This is a genomic window from Fischerella major NIES-592 (assembly GCF_001904645.1).
Taxonomy (GTDB): Bacteria; Cyanobacteriota; Cyanobacteriia; order Cyanobacteriales; family Nostocaceae; genus Fischerella; species Fischerella thermalis.
In genome coordinates this window covers 1-21,482 of record NZ_MRCA01000029.1, presented here as the reverse complement: position 1 = coordinate 21,482, position 21,482 = coordinate 1, and the positions used below count along the sequence as shown (strand labels likewise).

The following is a 21,482-nucleotide window of genomic DNA, read 5'->3' as shown; positions in this document are numbered from 1 at the left end:
ACTAACTACTAACCACTAACTACTAACCACTAACTACTAACCACTAACTACTAACCACTAACTACTAACCACTAACTACTAACCACTAACTACTAACCACTAACTACTAACCACTAACTACTAACCACTAACTACTAACTACTGACCACTAACCAAAATATTGCATCAGTATTGATTCAATTTGAACAATACCTATTGGCTTGCACAGACATGCATTAGCACCAATTTGGACTGCGCGATCGCGTAGTCCGTCTGGTGTAGTGTGGACTGGATGATCGCTGTTTGCTACCATTGTATTTGATGCAATAGTTACCACAAGTAAATCTTGTAAATCTGGGTTTTGTCGCACTTTACTCAACAAATCCCAGCCGTTTGTGTCTCCTGCTAATTCTAAATCCAACAGAACTAAATCAGGTTGTTGGTTTTGCAATCGCTCCCAAAAATCATTGCTAGTGCTGATTTGCTCAACATGGTAGCCAATTGCCTGAAGATAATCTCGCAGTAGGGCAGCAGTTTTTTCTTCATCTTGCACCAAAAGAATATTTTTTGTTACAGAAGTGGCAGGCTGACGAGAAGTTAATTGTGTACGTCCTGAACAAGTTGATGAAGAGTCATCCTTGTCGCCCCTTGGTTGCCATGACTTTCCATCAAATGAAGAATTATTGGTATTATTAGATACTTTATTAATATTAAAACTACGTTTTTTTACTATAATTTGCTGTTGAGTAGATTGCTCCTCATCAAGGCTGAACATCTCTTCACAGAAGTGTCTTGCGTCTCCCTCTACAGGGGGTTGATTTGGCAAAAACAATTGAAATTTACTGCCTTTTCCTAGCACAGATTCTACTGTGATATCACCACCGTGCAAATGTGCTAACTTGCGTGTTAAAGCCAAACCCAAACCCGTGCCTTCATACTGACGATTGAGCCGACTATCAAGTTGTTTAAACGGTTCAAACAAGAATTTAAACTGACTTGGATCAATACCAATGCCTGTATCTGATACTGTAAATGTAATGCCTTGCGGTACTTTTTTAACTTCTAAGCACACCTTACCTGCTGGAGTAAACTTAATCGCATTGGTAAGCAGATTGAGTAGCATTTGCTTAACTCGCCGTTCATCACCAATACAAAAGTCTGCTTGTTCGTCAATCTCGGCGATCAGTTGTAATTTCTTTTCTTCGGCGCGATCGCGTACTGTTGATATCACATAATCACACAATTCTTTTACTAACAATTTAGATAAGAATAGTTCCTCTTTACCTGCTTCTACTTTTGACAAATCGAGGATATCGTTGATGAGTGCCAATAGATGCTCGCCACTACTATAAATACAATTGATATACTCTTTTTGCTTGTCATTGAGAGACCCCACCATTTCTTGTTGCAGCAGCTGAGACAAACCCATAATTGCATTGAGAGGTGTCCGTAGTTCGTGACTCATGGTTGCTAAAAATTCACTTTTGGCGCGACTACCAGCTTCTGCTGCTTCTTTACTTTCACAGAGTTCTAATTCTGTTTGCTTGCGTTTAGTAAAGTCCTCGATCATGGCGAGGAAATACTGAGGGTCACCATTTTGGCTGGAAATCAAAGAAATACTCAGCAAAGCCCAAACAAATTTACCATCTTTGTGTAAAAAGCGCCTTTCCATCTCTAGGCGATCGCAAGTTCCCGAAATCAGTTGTTTGTAAAGTTCTAAATCTCCCTCTTGCTTGAAAATATAATCTGTAAAACGCTTGCCAGATAAATCTTCTCGGCTGTAGCCTAGTATCTGGCACAATGCCGGATTTACATCTACAATCCGCGCTTTCATATCTACCAATCCAATTCCAACTGAAGAACGCTCAAAAATTGCTCGAAATTCTGCCTCACTCTGTTGTAGCGCTTCCTGTGCTGCTTTACGTTCGCTAGCTTCTATTGCTAAAGTCACAAAATCTGCTATCGAACCAGCAAAGTTTTCTTCTTCTAATGTCCACTGGCGAATCCGACCAATATGTTCGTGACACACCACCCCCACTAAACGACCCCCTAACCAAATCGGTGCATTTAGCAGAGAGGCTATCCCAAATGCAGATAAATACGGCTCTGATAATTCTTGGGTTCTATCATCATTGCAAGCATCATGGGCTGCTATGCTGCGTTGTTCCTCCAAAGCTTGGAAGTATGCAGGGAAATTTGCTTTTAAAAGTGACATTCCACAGCTATGACGTTTTGTTATTGTGTCATATAAATCAACACATTCAACTTTTGAGTGATCACTATTGTATAACCAGACGCTGACTCGATCTGCTTCTACTGTTTGGGCAGCGGCTTCTGTAATTTCTCTTAATGCTGCGCTGAGATCTCCTTGCTGTAAAGTCTTGCTTTTTGCTAGTTGCACTAGTGTTTTACTTTGTTTTCGCAAACAATTTTCTCTTTTTTGCAGTGCTTCCTCCACTCGCTTGTGTTCTGTAATATCTCCAAGTGATAGTAACTGCATTTTTTGTCCCTGATCAGGAGTGAGGTTCTCTTGCATTGTGACTAAAAACGAAAAGCCGTTTTTTTTAACTACAATTACTTCCTGTGGTTTTTCAGAACCAGAAAGAATAATTTTTTCTTAACTGTGGTAATTATAGTTCTGTTATTTTCAAAGCCTGTTTAATCATTCGTTCCATAATTTCTAGTCAGTATTTACCACAGTTGGCAAGCTTTGAATTAGTAGATTTCGCCTCTAGTTTCTTCGTAAATTATGAGCATAGTTCACAAATAAATACAGGTTTACTAAATTTGGTTGTTGATTTTTGGTTGTTGTTTGTTGTACAGAGGTGCCATGGCACCTCTGTACAGTGGTTAGTAGTTGGTTGTTGGTTGGTGGTTGTTAGTGGTTAGTTGTTTGTCATTGGTAAGAGGGAACTCTTAACTCTGAACAGGGAATAGGAAATAGGTAATTTCTCCCTTCCCTTGTCTTCCTTGTTTTCCTTGTCCCCACACTCCCCACCTTCCTCCCTGTGTCCCACCCACAGGCAGATACGAAGCCTTTGTGAGTTTGGGACAATGAGAGTATCTGCAATTGTTGTAGGGATGAAGCGATGAGCGATGGCAACTTAAAAATTATCTCCCTAATTCCCAGTGGTACTGAGATTCTAGCCATACTGGGATTAACTGATGCTATTGTTGGGCGATCGCATGAGTGTGACTATCCTCCAGAAATACAAAGTCGTCCTGTTTGTACTCAACCCAGGCTTGATACCAACGTCTCTAGCGGTGAAATTCATAACGAAGTTAATAAATTAATACAATCTGCCCTCAGTATTTACGAAATTAAAACAGATGTTCTAGAGCGACTACAACCCACTCATATTGTTACCCAAGACCAATGTGATGTTTGTGCTGTTAGTTTATCAGAGGTAGAAAAAGCTGTAGCTAAACTTACCCACGCTTCGCCGCAAATTATCTCCTTACAACCTAATTTTCTTAACGATGTTTGGGCTGATATTGAGCGATTAGGCAACATTTTTCAAGTAGATTCGGTCAAGGCGCTAGAAAATTTAGAAGCTCGTGTCAAAATAGTTGCCCAAAAAACGCAAGGACTTTCCCAAACAGAAAAGTTGCCTAGAGTAGCCTGTATTGAATGGACTGATCCTTTAATGGTTGCTGCTAATTGGATTCCTGAATTAGTTACCTTAGCAGGAGGAGAACCGTTATTTAGTACTACAGGTCAGGCTTCGACGCAGTTAAAGTGGGAAAGTTTGATTGCGAGTAATCCAGACATAATTATTTTTATGCCCTGTGGCTTTGATTTAAATCGTACTCGTCTAGATGCGGAGTTGTTAAGTAAACGTCCAGAGTGGCAGAACTTACATGCCAATCAAACAGGTAGAATCTACATAACTGATGGTAATGCTTACTTTAACCGCCCAGGGCCAAGACTGGTAGATTCATTAGAAATTTTAGCAGAAATTTTACATCCAGAAATTTTTCAATATGGCTACAAAGCAAAAAGCTGGGATATTTTTTGAAAACCAATTAACAAAAAAAACAACCATATTATAAGTAATTAGCCGAATTTGATATGATTTCTTATTTTTTGCTTGCTGTATTATTAACCCATTCAATTAAACGTTTTAAGGTTTCTGATAGTGCTGCTTCACCAACTATAAGGGTATGTTGTTGATTGTTTTCTTCCACAGTTAAAGTGTATTGAAAGCGGTCAGGTTGGTTAGCAGGAGCATTAATTTTTGGAGGTAAGCTGTAGAAATTTGCGGCTTCTAATAGTTGATATAGTTGCTGAGTTTCTTCTGGAGACAGGTTAGCCGTGTCAATGATCGCTTTCTTGCTGATTCCGGCAAAACCACCCGTACGCTGAAGCGATATCCGCATTTTCCTCTCCGTAGTAATAGCTTTTGCTATAAACAAAAATACTGGGAAGATAAAGCTTTATCTCCCAGTTTAACAACAAAAGACTAAGGCAAAATAAAAATTATGAATTACGTCTAATGTGAATTAACAAAGGCGCTAATAGATCATGGGAAATACTCAACAAACCAATGACCACCCAACCACCCATGAAAGATCCATCTGTGTTATCTGTGTTTATCGGTGTGTATCGGTGGTCGATTTCTAGAAAAACGTTTTTTACCAGGCGCAAGGAATATTGCGTCTCCATATTCAATTCACATCAGGCGTGAATTATGAAAATTTTCATTCATAATTAATAATTTATAATTTTAAATAACTCCTACCTTTTGCCAAGCATTCTGCACTGCATTTTGTTCCTGACTTCCTTGACCGTAGAGTTCACCAGCAACTTGAATGATAATATTGGCAGCACGTTTAAAGTTAGTTCTAGTACGCAAACGATCGCGTAAAGCCATATACCAAATTTTTCCCGCTTTTTCCCAAGCATAACCGCCAATCTCTGTTGCTGCTAAATAAAATGCATAGTTAGGAATACCCGAATTAATATGTACTCCGCCGTTATCTTCAAAACCAGTGTATTTATCATTCATATGTGCGGGCTGGGGATCTTTACCTAAAACAGGGTCATCATATGCTGTTCCTGGTGCTTTCATGGAACGAATACCCACACCATTAACCTTGTCTGTAAAAATACCTTCTCCGATGATCCAGTCAGCTTCTTGAGCAGTCTGTTTTTTGACCCATTGTTTTACCAATGAACCAAATACATCAGAAAATGACTCATTGATAGCTCCAGATTCACCATAATATTGCAAACCTGCTTCGTATTGGGTTACGCCATGTGTTAGCTCATGACCAATAACATCTATGCACTTGGTGAATCGTTGAAATATTTCACCATCCCCATCACCATAAACCATTTGATCGCCATTCCAAAAGGCGTTATCATACTTGACTCCATAATGCACGGTTGAGTCTAAGCGCAGACCTTTATCATCAATAGAATTACGCTCAAATACCTCATAATATAAATCGTAGGTAGCCCCAGCTCCATCGTAAGCTTCGTCAACTACAATATCGTTGCTAAGAGGGTCGCCTTCACCACGAGCCAACGTACCAGGGAGTTGTTCGGTACTTTTGGCATCAAAAATTGTCCGACGCTTTTCACCAGGAGAAACTGCAAAATTGACTGCACCTACCACATTTCGCCGTCCCCGAAATTGTGACGAAATATTTAAGGTGTGAAACGCCCAACTACGTTGTTGTTCATTACCATTAACTACAATATTTTCGAGCATGTGAGGTGGTATAACACAACAAATAGGGCATCTTGAATGTTGTTGATGCTCATACCCAAATCCTAATGGTCTTTTATTCTTTCGAGCCATCCTACTTATTCTCCTTCTGTATTAAATAGAGTGATGGCAAATATACAGTTTTAACTCTAGTGTGCAATCGTGTACCCAACGGGTTTATATGATAGTCCCTGTATCTAGCTATTGTGTAATTTTTTACGTTTTTTAACTACAAATCTATCAAACAAGCATGTTTCACTGTTCGTTGCGATCGCTTGTCCTAAAAGAGTGGCAACTTAAGGCATATCTTTTTGGACTAAAGCCTATGATTTATTTAACATAGTTGTAGACCTCACTAGTTGTGTGTGGTTGTGTGTTGTAAAACTTGATTAAGTTTGGTCAAGGGGCTATAACTCCTTGACTTTTTCTTTTTTTGAATTGCTTTAAGGATGTAAAGTATAAAAATATATGATGCTTCAGACTGTATTCTCTGCTTGAAATGGCTGGCTTTGTGGAAAACTTGCTCCTGAAGAAGCCTACAGCCAAATTAAGTTGCTATGGAAAAGGTTGAAACTTAGTAAAAAAGAACTAAAAATTGGTAGTCTCGCCTGATCTGTTGACCAAATAACAATGAGGCAAAACGCCTCATTTTTTGCCTCATTGTCATTCAATCTTTATGGATTAACTAACCTATGTGGGGTAGATCTCTGACAATTATGTGTTTTTTATGATCAAAACAAATTTTTCCTTGTTTTTTTAATTGAGATAGCAATCGTGTAACCGTGACTCGGGTAGTACAACAGGCGTTAGCTAAATCTTCATGCGTTAGGCGAACCGATAGGCGAGTTCCCTGAGCTACTTTTTCACCAATTTCACGTTTTAGAAGCTGCAATAGACCATATAAGCGGTCTTGTACTCGTCGCAATCCAGAAATAACTAAAAAAGATTCTGTTTGCTGTAGCCGTTGATTTATCTTTGGTAAAAAGGCATGGCTTAAGGCTGGGGAAGCTAGTATTTCTGAAACATCTATGGCTACTAACCTCACATCGCATATAGCCGTGGCTTGGTAAGTATGCAGGGAAGTCAGATAAGAACCGAAAACCATTCCTGGGACTGCTAACCCTACTAGTACTTCTTCACTGGTTTCACCAAGAGTAGTCAGTTTTACTAAGCCTTGACGAACATACCAAATTATTTGTGTGTTGAGAGGAATAGTATCTCCTTTGGAATACTTATGTATGGGGCGATCGCCATCAAAGTCACGGTCTTTTGTAATTTTTACTAATTCTGCTCGTTTGCTTTCATTAATGCTGCGTAGCAGCCAGCGCATAGTTTGAGCTTTCCCCTGATTGTTATAGGAAATTGCCACTGTTAATGCTGCGTTAAAGAGTTCATTGCCGTGTTGTTGCAAGGCTATAATTAACTCTTGGCTTCTACCGTTTTGACTTACTTGGGTGAGGAAATTACGAAACTCATGTTTCTGTTTTAAGGCAACAAAATTAATGATCGGTTTACCCACCAAAGATTCTTTTTTTAAATTAAGCAATTTGGTAGCTTTACGGTTAGCTAGTTGAATTTTACCTTGGGCATCAGTCACTAAATAGCCGTCTGGTGCTTCCTCAAATAATTCCTCATAACGTTTACACTCTGCTTGTAAAGTTTTTTTGGTTTCTTCTAATTGCTCATGCTGATGATAAAGTTCCTCAATTGCAAAATGTACTGATTGTGAAGCCCAGCTGAGTTCGGTCAAAGCTTCCGGCATTTCATGTGACATCACAGGCTTTTTGACGACATTTTCGTAAAGTCTAGCTATACGCTTGTCCATTTCCTGTGTTGACTGTGCAAATTTGTCTATTTTTATCTTATCCACGTTAATTTCTACCACTTGTTTGCAGAAATGGGACAAAAATATTGATTTGAAAAAGGCAAGCTATGCTTAGACAGATGGGACAAGCCATCGTGTTGCATTTTAATGACAGCAACTAAGTCTAAGTAATGCTTCAAATTATCTTGGCAGATGACATACACTATTTCAAAATCAATGTGGCATAAACAAAACAGTTTACGACTGCGATCGCGATTCATTAACTTTCCTACAAAAACATTGCAACATACTTCAAAAATATTGCAAAACAAAAAATTGCTGAGGTTAGCACTCCTCATTATTCACTCGCTTCCTAAAAAGATTTTCTAAGTTAGATAAGTTTGAGAGTACTCTCTTTCTAAATATCACGACCTTGTTGCTCCAACACAATATTATGCCATATTTGTGAAAACACAGTGAACAATTTATATTTAATTTTTGCTAAATTGCGATTATTATCCGTAGTAAATATTTGTTTGTATCAATAATTATTTGTCTAAAATCAGCATAAGTAATTACGAATAACAAAAAAAGCAATAAGCGAGAGATTGGTAAAATTGTATCAATTGGCTATCAGTTTATATTTGATACAAAATACCTTTAATACTTAAATCTCAAGCATACTAATTTATCTGAGCAATATAGAATTTAGGCTTTCAAAAAGAGACCTAATAAGGCTTTGACTGACTTGTTATCATATCTAACTCAAAGCCTTTATATCGATGATACTATTGGTTAATTAATGAGGGGTGAAACCCCTCATTCTTAAAAGTTTAATTTTGCCTTATTATCCCAAATTGAAATAAGTAGGATATCGTGTTTTATCGCTGGTAACTTGGTAGGGAAGTTTGTTTAAAACTACTGAATCTGACGCATAATATAAATGTTTAAGCGGACACGATGACATGAGGTCAAGCATATTTACTTTTTAGATTTTTAAAATCTTATTAATTAAAAATAATAAAAAAATAAGAAGAAAATAAGAATCAAATAAGATACAAAACTAGCAATATATATTTTTTTAGCTCAAGTTTAACAAGCTGTTTGTAAATTATTGGGAGCTACACCTAAAGGGCTGCAAGCGAAGACGATTTCTAATAGTACTGCTTTGCCTGTCTCATGCGCTGCAAGCGTATCAAGTGCAGCTTTACAAAAGAAAAGTAGTTGCGATCGCCTGTCTAAGACTGAAGCAATGAAAATTTCCAATCTGCATCCGTAGAGATACTACAAGTTCCCAATGGTAGAGTATTGCACTTGATTTCTAACATTGTATGATACTGGCTTAAAAATGGGTGTAAGGGTACAAAAGAATAAAACTCTCGTACCCCCGTTATGAGTTACATTTATAGAACCTCTTGCCTTAAGCGGGTAACGCGATTCGAACGCGCGACATTCACCTTGGCAAGGTGACGCTCTACCACTGAGCTATACCCGCAAACTTTGCATATTTACAAATATGTCAGATGAAGAGGTGATTGTCAAGAGGTAAAGGAAAATTTTTTGCTGGCTTGTGCAATTCTCTTCCTCCTTCTGTGTTAACTTTGACCCAACCGCAAAAGTCATGAAGCTAGGATACTAAAGTATTTGATTTACTTCCATAGGTATATTTGATGTATTGTGTGTAAATGTAAAGCTATAACTGATCATCTGTTATTGTTACTTGACATCAAGCAACGTGAGTGCTAAGCGTTTACCACAAACAACTGCCCATGTTAGGATTACCCGTCAATCTTGGCAACAGGGCTTACTAGAAGGAGAAGTAAGAGCGGGGGATTTTGAATGGCAGTTTCAATGGCATTTTCGCCGAGGAGAATTGTCTGTTAAACCATCACAGGGTCGTGCTTTAATTAAAGAGCCTCTTGGTCGTTTTTTAGAGCAAAAAGATTATCAACTAGAACCAGGAGGAGACTATGCTTTTACTATTCGGGCAGAATTATAAAAATTATGAATTATGAATAGTAAAAAATTTTATGATTCATCATTCATTTTCCTGATTCTGTCAAGCGACTAAGATATCTTTCGATGAGGAGAATAGCAACAATGTCATCTATTGGTCTTGGAGGTGTTCGCATTCCTTGTGGTAAAAGTTTGGTGATTCCTTTGGGTGGGAACATTTGCCAATAGCGATCGCGTGCTTCTAAACTGGTGTAGCGTTCGTCGACCAACATGATGTTTAACGGATCTGACAATTGTTGCTGTAGTTGCTGTTTCCAACCTTTAGCCGTAGTTTGATCACCCATAACCATTAGAGAGATGGGAAATTTTTGTCGCAGTGTTTCAATGGTAGCGATCGCTTCAGTCGAAGGTACAACCTGATGATAGTGTAGCTTTCGATCCAGTCCCATCACTGCTAAGCCACATTTATCTTTACCCGGGTCGAACCCTAAGATCACTGGTTGAGTTGGTGTAAATTCATTTAAATTCATATTAAATACGATTTTAGATAATGGTTAGTGGTTAGTGGTTATTGGTTATTGGCTACTAACTACTAACTACTAACAAAATTAAGTACTAAAAATCACTTGTCCATTTTTAATTGCTAACAATTTCACTTTCAACGGCCCAGCGGTATATGTGTCTTGTGCCGCAACTGCTTTAATATCTATTGCTTGGTCATATTGTCGCAACTGAGCAATAAAGCGCAGAAAAGTACCATCTATTTGAATGTCTTCTAAAATTCCGGCATTCCGTGCGCGAAATTGAGAAGCAGAAATCAACAGTTCTAGGCGCTGTCGTAGTTGGTAGGATGTCATGTTTTTGGGATCAGCTGTAGTTGTAGCTAGTACCTCACCTCCAGAGAACACAATTTCATTTAGTGATGCATCAGCAAAAAATTCGATTGGTTTTTCTCCTCTGACGTAGTTACCCGCAGAGAAAATCCGCACCACGTAATCTCGACCATCTTTAATCTGATTACTTAACTGTTCAACTTGTTCTTCTGTGACACGTAGTATCTGCAAATTTGGGAGGGTAGTAGTGCCAGGTTCACTTAATTCCATACTGGCATTTTTATTTGCTTCTTTTAATAGTTGCATGACTGCTTGACGAGCAGCAGCAGGTTCTTCTATACGCACAACCCCAGCTGCTAGAACTTGACCCCGGACTAAAGCAAGTTTTCCTAGACGTAGGTCACGATAAGACTGATAGTATTTCTCTAGACGTGCGACTTCCTGTTCCAGATAGGTCTGTTGTGTTTCTAGTTCTTTGAGACGAGTTTCTCGTTGAGCAATAATTTTCTCTCTGGCTGTAATTTCAAGATTACGCTTTTGAATGACTGCATCTAATTTGGCAATTGTCTGATCACGCTGTTGAATCACTTCCTGACGCTTAGCTAGTTCGCGATCGCGTTTGTCTATAGCAGCTTGCGCTTCAGCAACCGCTTGTTTTGCTTGCTCATAAAGTTTTTGGCGTTCTGCTTTGAGTCGTTTAATTTCCTCTAGCTGTCTGTTCCTTTCCTGATAAACGTTTTGTAGCTGGGCTATGGCTTTTTCATATTGATTTGCCACTTGACTCAATTGTTTTTGAGTTCCTTGGAGTTGGGCTTGAGTTCTTGCTTGTTGATTAATTGTACGGTTAAGCTGGGCTTGCGTTTGCTGTTGCTTAGCATTGGCTGCTTGTAAAGATTTGTTAATTTCTTGCAGATCCTGCTGAGCTTTAGCTTGTTCTTTTCTGGCTTCCTGTAGTTCAGCCTTGGTTGTATCAAGTTGCTGGGTCGTATTTTCTAGTTGTACGCGTTTACGCCTAAGGTCTTTTTGAATATCTTCTAATTCAAAAACTCCCTTACGCAAGCCTTCATCAGCCAAAAATAAAATGCCCAGGGTTGATGCGGAAATGCCCAACCCTGTCAAGATTGTTACTAATACCGCTGTGTTTTTGGGTCTGAGGTTGAAAAGTGAGAGCCGTTTTTTGCCAACCCGCGTGCCAATGCGATCGCCGACGGTAGCAATAACGCCTCCCAAAACTAAGATTGCAATAATGAGGATGTACCCGGTGGCCATCTGTTTCTATTTACCGAAGAAATCCTTCCAGATACAGCCTACTACTTTCAGGCATTTTCTGTGGCGAATTGCAGGTTAGTAAATTACTGGGTGAAGGGGTAAAGGCAAAGAGGAAAAGGAATTAACAAGTATTTATCCATTACCCATTACCCATTACCTATTACCCATTACCTATTTTTACAAGAGTGTCTATATTTATTTACTCTGATCCCCAAGTGCAATTAAGTGAATTGCCGACTTAATGTCACAGGTTTGTGGACAGTAATTTTTTTCTTGTGTATGGAAATCATCTTCTTTTCGCGCAAATCGCCTAGTAGCCTAGTGACAGTCACGCGAGTCGAACCAATTGCTTCAGCGATCGCCTGATGAGATAGCTTGAGGTCAATTGTGATTCCATCTGCACAAGGAAGACCAAAATCTCGACAGAGAATTAATAAGAAACTTATTAATCTTGAACCCATGTCACGGTGAGCGAGTGTTTCAATCATCATCTCTGTTTGAAGAATGCGCGACGACAAACCCCGCAGCATTAACATCGATAATTCTGGATTTTCCTTGAGTGCTTGCTCCACCTGTTCGATAGGCGCTGACAGCAATTCCACAGGCGTAAAAGCAACTGCATGATAAAAACGATCAGACTTGTTTCCCGTTAGTAGGGACAAAACCCCAAATACACTGTTTTCCCGCAGAAGCGCTACAGTTATCTCTTCTCCTGCTTCGTACACCCTGGAGAGTTTAACTGCACCTTTTAAGAGAAAATAAACTCTTTCAGCAGGATCGCCGGGGAAAAAGATCGTCTTGTTGCGCTCGAACGATTCCACCACTGGCGGAAACGCTCCAGTCGCCATCTGACGAAAAACATTTGCTAGGGCTTTATCTTGTGTCACGATCATCTATCTCCCTTCCCCTACCCAATGCCGGAAAAACGAATATGGATTTCCTAAGAATACACTCGAAAATTCAATAAAACATTGTCAACCTTTCTGTACTTTCCTATACTTAACCTTTTGTCTAATTGACGTTTGTTTAACATGATACAAAATTTATAGTGCAGGAATCTAGTACTTTTTGTTAGGTACTTCCAAAATTGTAAACAATAAGTTTTTTAAGAAAAAAGTAAGATTCATAGAGAATTTATGAAAACATAAAATGGTAAATTGATGGTAAAAAGCAATTTTGGCACTATAGATGTCGGAAATACGGATGTGAAAATTTAAGATAATAGGGGTGCAAGGGAAACCACAAATAAATTTAGTTACTCTGTAGATAAAAATATCTTTTTCTAAAACCTTTACTCTGTTGAAAAATCCTTTTGATCATCCATGTTTAAAACAAGCAGTTTGTATCCGATTTTAGTTGGGACAAGATTGAGTCTGTTCTCTTACATTCACCCGCAAGTGGAATCAAAAATCAAAATTATAAAACGAAGACAAACCAAGCTCAGATTCATGTATGCTCCTAATGAAACATCACATCAATAATTTCTATGCTGGATCTGACTGGAAAAAATGCCCTTGTCACAGGCATTGCTAATAACCGTTCTATTGCTTGGGGTATTGCTCAACAACTGCACAAAGCTGGAGCTAACCTTGGCATTACCTATCTCAGCGACGAAAAAGGCAAAATTGAAAAGAAAGTCGCAGAATTGGTAGGACCACTCAATCCTACTCTGTTTTTACCTTGTAATGTCCAAAATGACGAGGAAGTTAAGTCTACTTTTGAGACAATTCGCGAGAAGTGGGGTAGCTTAGACATTTTGATTCATTGTCTGGCCTTTGCCAATAAAGATGATTTGAGTGGAGACTTTAGCCAAACCTCCCGTGAGGGCTTTCGTACAGCTTTAGATGTCAGCACCTATTCTTTGGTGCAACTAGCTGGTGCAGCCAAGCCTTTAATGAACGCAGGCGGAAGCATAGTTACTCTCTCTTATTTAGGAGCCGTCAGAGCAGTTCCCAACTATAATGTGATGGGAGTTGCCAAGGCAGGATTAGAAGCCAGTGTGCGTTATTTAGCAGCAGAACTAGGTTCGGCCAATATCCGCGTCAATGCCATCTCCGCCGGGCCAATCCGTACTTTAGCTTCTAGTGCCGTTGGCGGTATTTTAGATATGATTCATCATGTCGAGCAAGTAGCTCCCTTGCGACGCACCGTCACACAGATCGAGGTAGGTAATGCAGCAGCGTTCTTGTGTAGCGACTTGGCAAGTGGAATTACAGGACAAGTCCTGTATGTTGATGCAGGATATGAAATTATGGGAATGTAAGAATCTGTTAGTAGTTAGTGGTTAGTAGTGAGTAGTAGATCACTAACCACTAACCATTAACCATTAACCATTAACCAAAGACTATGCAAATAAGCGATCGCCAAACTCTATCTTCACCTACCAACCTCACACAAACTCCCCGTATTGCTTCTGTACGCCGCACTACGGGGGAAACGGATGTCCACGTTACGATTAATTTAGATGGTACAGGAGTTTGTAATGCAGCTACAGGCATTCCATTTTTAGATCATATGCTGCATCAAATTGCCTCCCATGGACTCATTGACTTGGACATCCAAGCTACGGGAGACTTGCATATTGATGACCATCATACCAACGAAGATGTAGGCATTACCTTAGGACAAGCTATTAGCAAAGCATTAAGTGACAAAAAAGGCATTGTCCGCTTTGGTAACTTTCTTGCACCTCTTGATGAAGCCTTAATTCAGGTAGCACTGGATTTTTCGGGTCGTCCCCATCTCAGCTACGGTTTGCAAATTCCTACCCAGCGAGTTGGAACTTATGACACCCAGCTAGTACGAGAATTTTTTGTAGCCTTGGCAGGTAATAGTCAGATGACGCTGCACATTCGCCAGTTGGATGGCATTAATTCTCATCACATTATAGAAGCCACATTTAAGGCATTTGCGAGGGCGATGCGGATGGCAATAGAGATTGATCCCCGTCGTGCTGGGTTGATCCCCAGTTCTAAAGGGGTGTTATAGGAGGCAAAAGGCAGAAGGTTAAAAAATCAAGAGCTTTTATTTTTTCCTACAAAGACATGGGTTTCCTATCCCAAAAACAGCTTGTAGGCTGGATTCTTATTTTCATCCCAGTAACGATAGCCGAGAGTATCCAAAAAAGCCTGCCACTCTTCCATCTCATGGGGAGGAACCTGTATCCCTACCAGTATCCTGCCGTAGTCTGCCCCATTATTGCGGTAGTGGAACATACTAATATTCCAGTTGGGACTCATAGAATCCACAAACTTCATTAATGCACCAGGGCGTTCAGGAAACTCAAAACGATAAAGCAATTCATTCTGAGCGAGGAGAGAGTGTCCGCCTACCATATGGCGTAGGTGTAATTTTGTTAGTTCGTCATCGGTTAAGTCGATAGTTTTGAACCCGCAGCTTTCAAAGGTTGCAACTAGTTTTGCGCGATCGCCACGATTTTCGATTTGGACACCTACAAAAATATGAGCTTCTTGTTGATCGGCAATCCGATAGTTAAATTCAGTTAAGTTGCGTCTGCCCATACATTGGCAAAACTTACGCAGACTACCCGCCTCTTCTGGAATTGTCACTGCAAAGATGGCTTCACGGCGTTCACCCAGTTCTGCCCGTTCTGCCACAAAGCGGAGGCGATCAAAGTTCATATTCGCGCCGCAGGCAACAGCAATTAATGTTTGTCCCTGGATTTGTTCCCGTTCTACATAAGCTTTCGCACCTGCGATCGACAATGCCCCCGCAGGTTCCACAATAGACCGTGTATCTTCAAATACATCTTTGATTGCTGCACAAGTGTCATCTGTATCAACTAAAATAATGTCATCCACATACTGCTGACACAGCCGAAAAGTTTCTTCTCCGACTTCCCGCACTGCTACACCGTCAGCAAATAAGCCGACTTGAGACAAACGTACTCGTTTGCCTGCTCGCAAAGATTGATACATAGCATCTGCATCTACTGGCTCAACACCAATAATTTTGATCTCTGGACGCAACCGTTTCACATAAGCTGCAATCCCAGAAATCAATCCACCCCCACCAATCGCCACAAAAATTGCATGAATCGGTTGCTGATATTGCCGTAAAATCTCCATCCCGATGGTTCCCTGTCCAGCAATGACATCGGGATCATCAAAGGGGTGAATAAAAGTTAAGCCTTTTTCTGCCTCTAGTTGACGAGCGTAAGCATAGGCATCATCGTATGTATCCCCATATAGTACTACCTCACCACCACGCGCCCTCACTGCATCTACCTTCACCTGGGGTGTAGTTACAGGCATGACGATAATAGCTCTTGTTCCCAATTTCCGCGCACCAAGAGCAACCCCTTGAGCATGGTTTCCCGCAGATGCAGCAATCACACCCTGAGCAAGTAGATCTGGTGGCAGATTTGCCATCTTGTTATAAGCGCCACGTAACTTAAAGGAAAATACTGACTGCATATCTTCGCGTTTCAGCAGCAGCTTGTTATTCAGCCGTGCAGACAAATTTGGAGCGTATTCTAATGGTGTTTCTTGCGCAACATCATAAACGCGGGCAGTCAGAATTTGTACCAAATAGTCACAGAGCATGGACGTTAACAGGTTGATAGATGCCGGATAGAGTTCATTTTACGGCAGTTGAGTACCTGATGTTGCCATTTTTGCTTTACTAAATTTTGAGCTTCAATAGTAACAGCCTAGCTAGGAAGGGTTCCACTTTGGCAGTTACAAAAAATCAATCAATATACAACCTCATACGCATTTAAGGGACAATAACTCTAGTCATACCGACCCACTGCCAAAATGCCTGATTCTCAGGAAAAAAGCAAGGTGGGCATTTTTAGGCGGATTTTTAGCTACCATGCATTTTTAGTTAAAAATTGTGCTTTTTGCAAACTGTTAATTTAGGTCGTTGAACTTATGGTGACAAACTCCCAAAGCCCAACTTTACCAATAGAATCATCTACTTGTTTACCTCCGACTGATGCTAAAGATAGGGTCAGTCAGTTTATGAAACAACTACAAGACGAAATTACACAAGGTTTGGAAAAATTGGATGGTGTGGCCAAATTTCAAGAAGATTCCTGGGAAAGACCAGAAGGAGGTGGCGGTAGATCGCGTGTGATGCGTGATGGCGCGATCTTTGAACAAGGTGGTGTAAATTTTTCTGAAGTTTGGGGTAGCCATTTGCCACCATCAATTCTGACTCAACGTCCAGAAGCAGCAGGACATGGTTTTTATGCCACTGGCACTTCAATGGTGTTGCATCCCCGTAATCCTTACGTACCTACTGTGCATCTTAATTACCGCTATTTTGAAGCTGGCCCAGTATGGTGGTTTGGTGGCGGTGCTGACCTCACCCCCTATTACCCCTTTGCTGAGGATGCCATTCATTTTCATAAAACTTTCAAGGAAGCTTGTGATGCCCATCACTCCGAGTATTATCCAGTATTCAAACGCTGGTGTGATGAATATTTTTATTTAAAACATCGCGGTGAGACCCGGGGAGTTGGTGGTCTGTTTTTTGATTATCAAGATGGTCAAGGTACTTTGTATCGTGGTCCCCATGCAGATGGTGAGGCAGCTAAGTACAGCAACCAAGTAGGAACAGTAGCATCCCGGAGTTGGGAAGATTTATTTGCTTTTGTGCAAAGTTGTGGTAGAGCCTTTTTACCAGCCTACTTACCCATTGTCCAACGCCGACACACGATGGAATATGGCGATCGCCAACGCAATTTTCAGCTCTATCGTCGAGGACGGTATGTTGAATTTAATTTGGTTTATGACCGAGGTACCATCTTTGGCTTACAAACTAACGGACGCACGGAATCAATTTTGATGTCCCTACCACCCTTGGTAAGGTGGGAATACGGCTACACACCTGAACCAAATACGCCCGAGGCTGAGTTGTACGAAACCTTCCTCAAACCTCAAGATTGGATAAACTGGACACCAAGCCACACGTAAAGAGTGTGAGTTAAACTACTAGAGGTAAGTAGTTAGTGGATATTAGATAGTGGACAGTGGTTAATCGCCTGTAAAATAATTAACCAATGGTTTCAAGGTAGATTACACCCCTACTAACTACTAACTACTAACTAGTAGATTTTGGAAATGCCAAGGGGAGGCAAAGTGATAGATATAGATCAAAAAACCTACACAACCCAAGACGGCAATAATGTGATCGTCTTAACACCTACAGGTCGCCTAGATATCACTACAGCATGGCAATTTCGTTTGAAATTGCAGGAGTGTATTTCTAAACTTAGCCGTCATGTAGTTGTAAATCTTGGTCAAGTTAATTTTATCGACAGTTCTGGTTTAACTTCCTTAGTGGCAGGAATGCGCGATGCCGACAAAGTTAAGGGTAGTTTTCGTATTTGTAATGTTCACCCAGAAGCCAAACTAGTTTTTGAAGTGACGATGATGGATACGGTGTTTGAAATATTTGAAACCGAGCAGGAAGCTTTGGAAGGTGTACCTCGTAGCATCGCCAGCTAATTCCAAGTCAAACACGAACAGGAAGAGTCCAAAATAGAGACACTTCAAATTAATAATTTAGTACTGTTCTCGCTTGGTGTAGCGATAAGGCCCCATAATCGCTCCCCAACTTGCACTGCCAGTAACGGGGTCAATTCCTTTGTCGTAAGTTTTCAATTCTTGTTGAGAAACCTCAAATCCGAGGGAAACTTGTACGGTATTGCCCGCATAACTAAAGCAACAACGATTGTTTGCAGGTGGGGTAGCAGTAAACTTATAGTTGTTAGGAGTCAGTATTTTCTGAGTGACGTTCAGAACACAATCAGGTAGTAAATCTAGTTGGTCAGGTGTTAGGGTTTGAAGTAATGAAGGGTTACGACCAGCACCACGTAAAGCTGATGGGTCTTTAGGCATATAGTATTGTACTTTCAGAGGTGCATCTTGGTTGTTTCCTGACGTGAGCCGCATGATTCTTTGTCGATAAGGTTGGTCTAATTTCACAATATTGGCTTGTTCGGCAAATAGGGTCAGACTGTCTTCTGAAAATAGAGGTACAGGTATTTGCCATAAACGTAAGTGGACGTACCAAGCAGGTTCTGCCAAGGCTTGCTCTCTATTGTCAAATTCACCTGCTAAGTATTGAGCTAGGGCTATTAACTCTGGTGCAAGGGTCATAAAATTTTGGATTTTGGATTTTGCGAAAAGTTTGATCGCCACAAACTGGCGATCAAAGCTTTTCAAGACGGATTTTAGCTTAACCGAAGTAGTATCCAATGCCCAATCCCCGATCCCCAATCTCCGATCCCTTCAAAACCTAAACTTGGCAAACTGACCTGGAAGCGAGAAAATAAACATACGTCGCCCTAAAATCTTAAAATTTTTTGTGAATAACGTTCGTACTGTATCAGACACAAAGCGCACTTTCCACACTCTCCATACCCGACCGATTAACACTATTTATCGGCGAGTGGTAGAGGAATTAATGGTAGAAATGCACCTGCTCGCAGTAAATGTTGATTTCAGCTATAACCCAATTTTTGCCTTGGGCGTCGTTACTTCCTTTGACCGATTCATGCAAGGCTATCAGCCAGAATCGGATAAGGAATCGATATTCAACGCCCTACTGCGGGCAATAGAAGCAGATCCGCAAATCTATCGACAGGATGCTCAACGCTTGCAAGAACTAGCCAAAAGTCTGCCACCTCAAGATTTAATTGCTGCTTTAAGCCTACAAACTCAGTTAAATCGAGATACTGACTTACAATCCCATCTGCAAGCGATCGCCAGTAATCCTAAATTTAAATACAGCCGTTTGTTTGCGATTGGTTTATTCTCTTTGTTAGAACTGTCAGATCCAGAACTAGTTAAAGACGAAAAACAACGCACCGAGGCACTCAAATCCATTGCTGCTGGCTTGCATATTTCTGATGACAAACTCAATAAAGATTTGGAACTTTATCGTTCCAATCTAGATAAAATGGCCCAAGCATTGGTAGTGATGGCAGATATGCTCTCAGCGGATCGCAAAAAACGTGAACAACGTAGTCAACAATCTAGTACTACAGTTACTCCCCCAACTGCCAGCGAATAAATATAGTTGGTTAGTGGTTAGTGGTTGGTTAATAATAGGACTTACGCAACTGACACAGATAGCGGGCAGGGCTGCGCCCTGCCACGGAACAATTTCAATCAAACCAAGCATATAAGAATACTTCGGCGTTTTAGTTGCTGAATTAAGTAGCGACACGATCCGTTCTGTTGGTAGAAATAGTAACCCGGAATAGTTTCATTTTTAGTACTGGAGTACTATTTTTTAGCGATCACAATCTGCCAGTTGCGTAAGTACTGATAATGTGAGTGATGGATTTGACTAAAATAATGTGTTAGAAATCGAACACAGATGGACACCGATGCACACAGACGGACATAGATAGATTATGGGTGTGTATTTTAATATTTATTAGTGGAGATAATGAATGAAAAAGCTCCTGCTTTGACACAGGAGCCTGTTAGCTATTGATTGTCAGTGATGAAACTTTAAAATCTAGTCAAGGTCTTTCATGAACAATACTGGTTCAGTTTCACGGTCAATACCTTTCTCGAAACCACCAGCAGCAGCACGAGCGCGACCAGCGTGCCACAAGTGACCTACTAGGAAGAAGAAAGCTAATACGAAGTGAGAAGTTGCCAACCAAGCACGGGGGTTGACGTAGTTGAAGGAATTAGGCTCGGTAATAACCCCACCTACGGAGTTAATGGAACCGTTGGGAGCATGGGTCATGTACTCAGACGCACGACGAATTTGCCAAGGCTGTACGTCGTTCTTGATTTTGTCGAGATCCAAACCATTCGGTCCACGCAGAGGTTCTAACCAAGGACCACGGAAATCCCAGAAGCGCATGGTTTCACCACCAAAGATGATTTCACCGGAAGGAGAGCGCATCAGGTATTTACCAAGACCGGTAGGACCTTGAGCGGATGCAACGTTAGCACCGAGTTTCTGGTCACGAACCAAGAAAATGAAAGATTGAGCTTGAGAAGCTTCAGCGTTGGTTGGGCCGTAGAACTCACTAGGATAAGCGGTGTTGTTGAACCAAACAAAGCAAGAAGCAATAAAGCCCATCAAGGACAAAGCGCCCAAGCTGTAGGATAGATAAGCCTCACCAGACCAGATAAAAGCACGACGTGCCCAACCAAAAGGCTTGGTGAGAATGTGGAAAATACCACCAAAAATACAGATTAAACCAACCCAGATGTGACCGCCAATGATGTCTTCCATGTTGTCAACACCAACAATCCAGCCGTCACCACCAAAGGGAGACTTAAGCAGATAACCAAATATGACAGCTGGATTTAATGTGGGGTTGGTAATCACACGTACATCACCACCACCAGGTGCCCAAGTATCATAGACACCACCGAAGAACATTGCCTTCAGCACCAACAAAAAGGCACCAAGTCCCAAAATGATCAGGTGGAAGCCGATGATGTTGGTCATCTTGTTCTTGTCTTTCCAGTCGTAGCCAAAGAAAGAGGAGTACTCTTCTAAGACTTCCGGACCACGGATTGCGTGGTATATTCCACCAAAACCCAGGACAGCAGAGGAGATTAGGTGTAGTACACCGATGACAAAGTAGGGATAGGTATCTACAACTTCACCACCAGCACCAACTCCCCATCCCAAAGTTGCCAAGTGGGGTAGTAGGATTAAGCCCTGTTCGTACAAGGGCTTTTCGGGAACAAAGTGAGCGACCTCAAATAAGGTCATCGCACCAGCCCAGAAGACGATCAAACCGGCGTGGGCAACGTGCGCGCCCAGTAGTTTACCGGAGAGGTTAATGAGACGGGCGTTACCAGCCCACCAAGCAAATCCGGTGGAATCTTGGTCACGTCCGGCTCCCAAAACGCCAGGTCTAGAGAGCGTTACCACGAGGTAATACCTCCTCAGGAAATACAAATTTCTCGTGTGGCT

The 21,482-nt window shown here is 40.9% G+C and carries 19 protein-coding genes, 1 tRNA gene and 1 pseudogene; 8 read left to right on the top strand and 13 right to left on the bottom strand.

Features of this window, described 5'->3' with window-relative positions; translation table 11 throughout:
* Positions 1–148: 148 nt before the first annotated feature.
* A complete protein-coding gene (locus tag NIES592_RS23835) occupies positions 149–2,515 on the bottom strand; it encodes a GAF domain-containing hybrid sensor histidine kinase/response regulator (protein WP_073557104.1) in 2,367 nt (788 codons plus the stop codon).
* Positions 2,516–3,068: 553 nt separating this feature from the next.
* Between NIES592_RS23835 and NIES592_RS23830 the strand changes: the two genes are divergently transcribed.
* Positions 3,069–3,998, top strand: a complete 930-nt coding sequence (locus tag NIES592_RS23830) for a cobalamin-binding protein (RefSeq protein WP_073557103.1) — start codon at positions 3,069–3,071, stop codon at positions 3,996–3,998.
* A 61-nt stretch (positions 3,999–4,059) separates the two neighbouring features.
* On the opposite strand, the gene NIES592_RS23825 is transcribed toward NIES592_RS23830, so the two are convergent.
* From NIES592_RS23825 to NIES592_RS23815, 3 genes are all read right to left on the bottom strand, one after another.
* The gene (locus tag NIES592_RS23825) at positions 4,060–4,359 is read right to left on the bottom strand and encodes a protealysin inhibitor emfourin (protein WP_062250019.1); all 300 of its coding nucleotides are present in this window, start codon (positions 4,357–4,359) and stop codon (positions 4,060–4,062) included.
* Between the two features lie 100 nt (positions 4,360–4,459).
* The gene (locus NIES592_RS23820) at positions 4,460–4,645 is read right to left on the bottom strand and encodes a hypothetical protein (protein WP_062244030.1); all 186 of its coding nucleotides are present in this window, start codon (positions 4,643–4,645) and stop codon (positions 4,460–4,462) included.
* A 61-nt stretch (positions 4,646–4,706) separates the two neighbouring features.
* A complete protein-coding gene (locus tag NIES592_RS23815) occupies positions 4,707–5,786 on the bottom strand; it encodes a M4 family metallopeptidase (RefSeq protein ID WP_073557102.1) in 1,080 nt (359 codons plus the stop codon).
* A 432-nt stretch (positions 5,787–6,218) separates the two neighbouring features.
* Here NIES592_RS23815 and NIES592_RS26390 point away from each other — a divergent pair.
* Positions 6,219–6,305: pseudogene (locus tag NIES592_RS26390) on the top strand (DUF7219 family protein); the annotation flags it as partial.
* Positions 6,306–6,378: 73 nt separating this feature from the next.
* Here NIES592_RS26390 and NIES592_RS23810 read toward each other — a convergent pair.
* From NIES592_RS23810 to NIES592_RS23800, 3 genes are all read right to left on the bottom strand, one after another.
* Positions 6,379–7,518, bottom strand: coding sequence for a helix-turn-helix domain-containing protein (locus NIES592_RS23810; protein ID WP_073557106.1), 1,140 nt, complete (start codon positions 7,516–7,518; stop codon positions 6,379–6,381).
* Positions 7,519–8,589: 1,071 nt separating this feature from the next.
* Positions 8,590–8,763 (bottom strand): hypothetical protein, encoded by a 174-nt coding sequence (locus tag NIES592_RS25530; RefSeq protein WP_178379624.1) that lies wholly within the window; start codon positions 8,761–8,763, stop codon positions 8,590–8,592.
* 157 nt (positions 8,764–8,920) lie between these two features.
* Positions 8,921–8,992: transfer RNA gene (locus tag NIES592_RS23800), tRNA-Gly, on the bottom strand.
* Positions 8,993–9,232: 240 nt separating this feature from the next.
* Here NIES592_RS23800 and NIES592_RS23795 point away from each other — a divergent pair.
* On the top strand, positions 9,233–9,496 hold the full coding sequence (locus tag NIES592_RS23795) for a DUF3146 family protein (RefSeq protein ID WP_009459520.1): 264 nt from the start codon (positions 9,233–9,235) through the stop codon (positions 9,494–9,496).
* Between the two features lie 43 nt (positions 9,497–9,539).
* Here the strand turns inward: NIES592_RS23795 and NIES592_RS23790 are convergent, their stop codons facing one another.
* From NIES592_RS23790 to ntcA, 3 genes are all read right to left on the bottom strand, one after another.
* Positions 9,540–9,983, bottom strand: a complete 444-nt coding sequence (locus NIES592_RS23790; protein ID WP_009459522.1) for a pre-16S rRNA-processing nuclease YqgF — start codon at positions 9,981–9,983, stop codon at positions 9,540–9,542.
* 78 nt (positions 9,984–10,061) lie between these two features.
* Positions 10,062–11,555: a DUF3084 domain-containing protein gene (locus tag NIES592_RS23785; protein WP_073557101.1), complete on the bottom strand. Its 1,494-nt coding sequence runs from the start codon at positions 11,553–11,555 to the stop codon at positions 10,062–10,064.
* A gap of 221 nt (positions 11,556–11,776) precedes the next feature.
* The gene (gene ntcA, locus NIES592_RS23780) at positions 11,777–12,448 is read right to left on the bottom strand and encodes a global nitrogen regulator NtcA (protein ID WP_009459526.1); all 672 of its coding nucleotides are present in this window, start codon (positions 12,446–12,448) and stop codon (positions 11,777–11,779) included.
* A gap of 593 nt (positions 12,449–13,041) precedes the next feature.
* Here ntcA and fabI point away from each other — a divergent pair.
* A complete protein-coding gene (gene fabI, locus NIES592_RS23775) occupies positions 13,042–13,818 on the top strand; it encodes an enoyl-ACP reductase FabI (protein ID WP_073557100.1) in 777 nt (258 codons plus the stop codon).
* A gap of 83 nt (positions 13,819–13,901) precedes the next feature.
* Entirely contained in the window at positions 13,902–14,543 is a 642-nt protein-coding gene (hisB, locus tag NIES592_RS23770) for an imidazoleglycerol-phosphate dehydratase HisB (RefSeq protein ID WP_073557099.1), read from the top strand.
* Between the two features lie 65 nt (positions 14,544–14,608).
* On the opposite strand, the gene ilvA is transcribed toward hisB, so the two are convergent.
* The gene (gene ilvA / locus NIES592_RS23765; protein ID WP_062250008.1) at positions 14,609–16,120 is read right to left on the bottom strand and encodes a threonine ammonia-lyase, biosynthetic; all 1,512 of its coding nucleotides are present in this window, start codon (positions 16,118–16,120) and stop codon (positions 14,609–14,611) included.
* 330 nt (positions 16,121–16,450) lie between these two features.
* Between ilvA and hemF the strand changes: the two genes are divergently transcribed.
* Both hemF and NIES592_RS23755 read left to right on the top strand, forming a co-directional pair.
* Positions 16,451–17,497 (top strand): oxygen-dependent coproporphyrinogen oxidase, encoded by a 1,047-nt coding sequence (gene hemF, locus NIES592_RS23760; protein ID WP_009459538.1) that lies wholly within the window; start codon positions 16,451–16,453, stop codon positions 17,495–17,497.
* Positions 17,498–17,662: 165 nt separating this feature from the next.
* A complete protein-coding gene (locus NIES592_RS23755; protein WP_062250865.1) occupies positions 17,663–18,031 on the top strand; it encodes an STAS domain-containing protein in 369 nt (122 codons plus the stop codon).
* A 57-nt stretch (positions 18,032–18,088) separates the two neighbouring features.
* Here the strand turns inward: NIES592_RS23755 and NIES592_RS23750 are convergent, their stop codons facing one another.
* Positions 18,089–18,685: a chromophore lyase CpcT/CpeT gene (locus tag NIES592_RS23750; RefSeq protein WP_073557105.1), complete on the bottom strand. Its 597-nt coding sequence runs from the start codon at positions 18,683–18,685 to the stop codon at positions 18,089–18,091.
* Between the two features lie 208 nt (positions 18,686–18,893).
* Between NIES592_RS23750 and psb29 the strand changes: the two genes are divergently transcribed.
* Positions 18,894–19,601 (top strand): photosystem II biogenesis protein Psp29, encoded by a 708-nt coding sequence (psb29, locus tag NIES592_RS23745; RefSeq protein WP_009459543.1) that lies wholly within the window; start codon positions 18,894–18,896, stop codon positions 19,599–19,601.
* Between the two features lie 453 nt (positions 19,602–20,054).
* On the opposite strand, the gene psbC is transcribed toward psb29, so the two are convergent.
* Positions 20,055–21,440 carry a photosystem II reaction center protein CP43 gene (gene psbC / locus NIES592_RS23740; RefSeq protein WP_062250006.1) on the bottom strand — a complete coding sequence of 462 codons (1,386 nt, stop codon included), beginning with the start codon at positions 21,438–21,440 and terminating at the stop codon, positions 20,055–20,057.
* Positions 21,441–21,482 lie beyond the last annotated feature (42 nt).

Bases quoted from the DNA above. Each gene is read 5' to 3' on its own strand.
- NIES592_RS23820 (WP_062244030.1), bottom strand. From the start codon at position 4,645: ATGGAGACGCAATATTCCTTGCGCCTGGTAAAAAACGTTTTTCTAGAA.
- fabI (WP_073557100.1), top strand. From the start codon at position 13,042: ATGCTGGATCTGACTGGAAAAAATGCCCTTGTCACAGGCATTGCTAAT.
- ilvA (WP_062250008.1), bottom strand. From the start codon at position 16,120: ATGCTCTGTGACTATTTGGTACAAATTCTGACTGCCCGCGTTTATGAT.
- NIES592_RS23750 (WP_073557105.1), bottom strand. From the start codon at position 18,685: ATGACCCTTGCACCAGAGTTAATAGCCCTAGCTCAATACTTAGCAGGT.
- NIES592_RS23810 (WP_073557106.1), bottom strand. From the start codon at position 7,518: ATGGACAAGCGTATAGCTAGACTTTACGAAAATGTCGTCAAAAAGCCT.
- NIES592_RS23815 (WP_073557102.1), bottom strand. From the start codon at position 5,786: ATGGCTCGAAAGAATAAAAGACCATTAGGATTTGGGTATGAGCATCAA.
- ntcA (WP_009459526.1), bottom strand. From the start codon at position 12,448: ATGATCGTGACACAAGATAAAGCCCTAGCAAATGTTTTTCGTCAGATG.
- NIES592_RS23835 (WP_073557104.1), bottom strand. From the start codon at position 2,515: ATGCAAGAGAACCTCACTCCTGATCAGGGACAAAAAATGCAGTTACTA.
- NIES592_RS23785 (WP_073557101.1), bottom strand. From the start codon at position 11,555: ATGGCCACCGGGTACATCCTCATTATTGCAATCTTAGTTTTGGGAGGC.
- NIES592_RS23830 (WP_073557103.1), top strand. From the start codon at position 3,069: ATGAGCGATGGCAACTTAAAAATTATCTCCCTAATTCCCAGTGGTACT.
- hemF (WP_009459538.1), top strand. From the start codon at position 16,451: ATGGTGACAAACTCCCAAAGCCCAACTTTACCAATAGAATCATCTACT.
- hisB (WP_073557099.1), top strand. From the start codon at position 13,902: ATGCAAATAAGCGATCGCCAAACTCTATCTTCACCTACCAACCTCACA.
- NIES592_RS23825 (WP_062250019.1), bottom strand. From the start codon at position 4,359: ATGCGGATATCGCTTCAGCGTACGGGTGGTTTTGCCGGAATCAGCAAG.
- NIES592_RS23790 (WP_009459522.1), bottom strand. From the start codon at position 9,983: ATGAATTTAAATGAATTTACACCAACTCAACCAGTGATCTTAGGGTTC.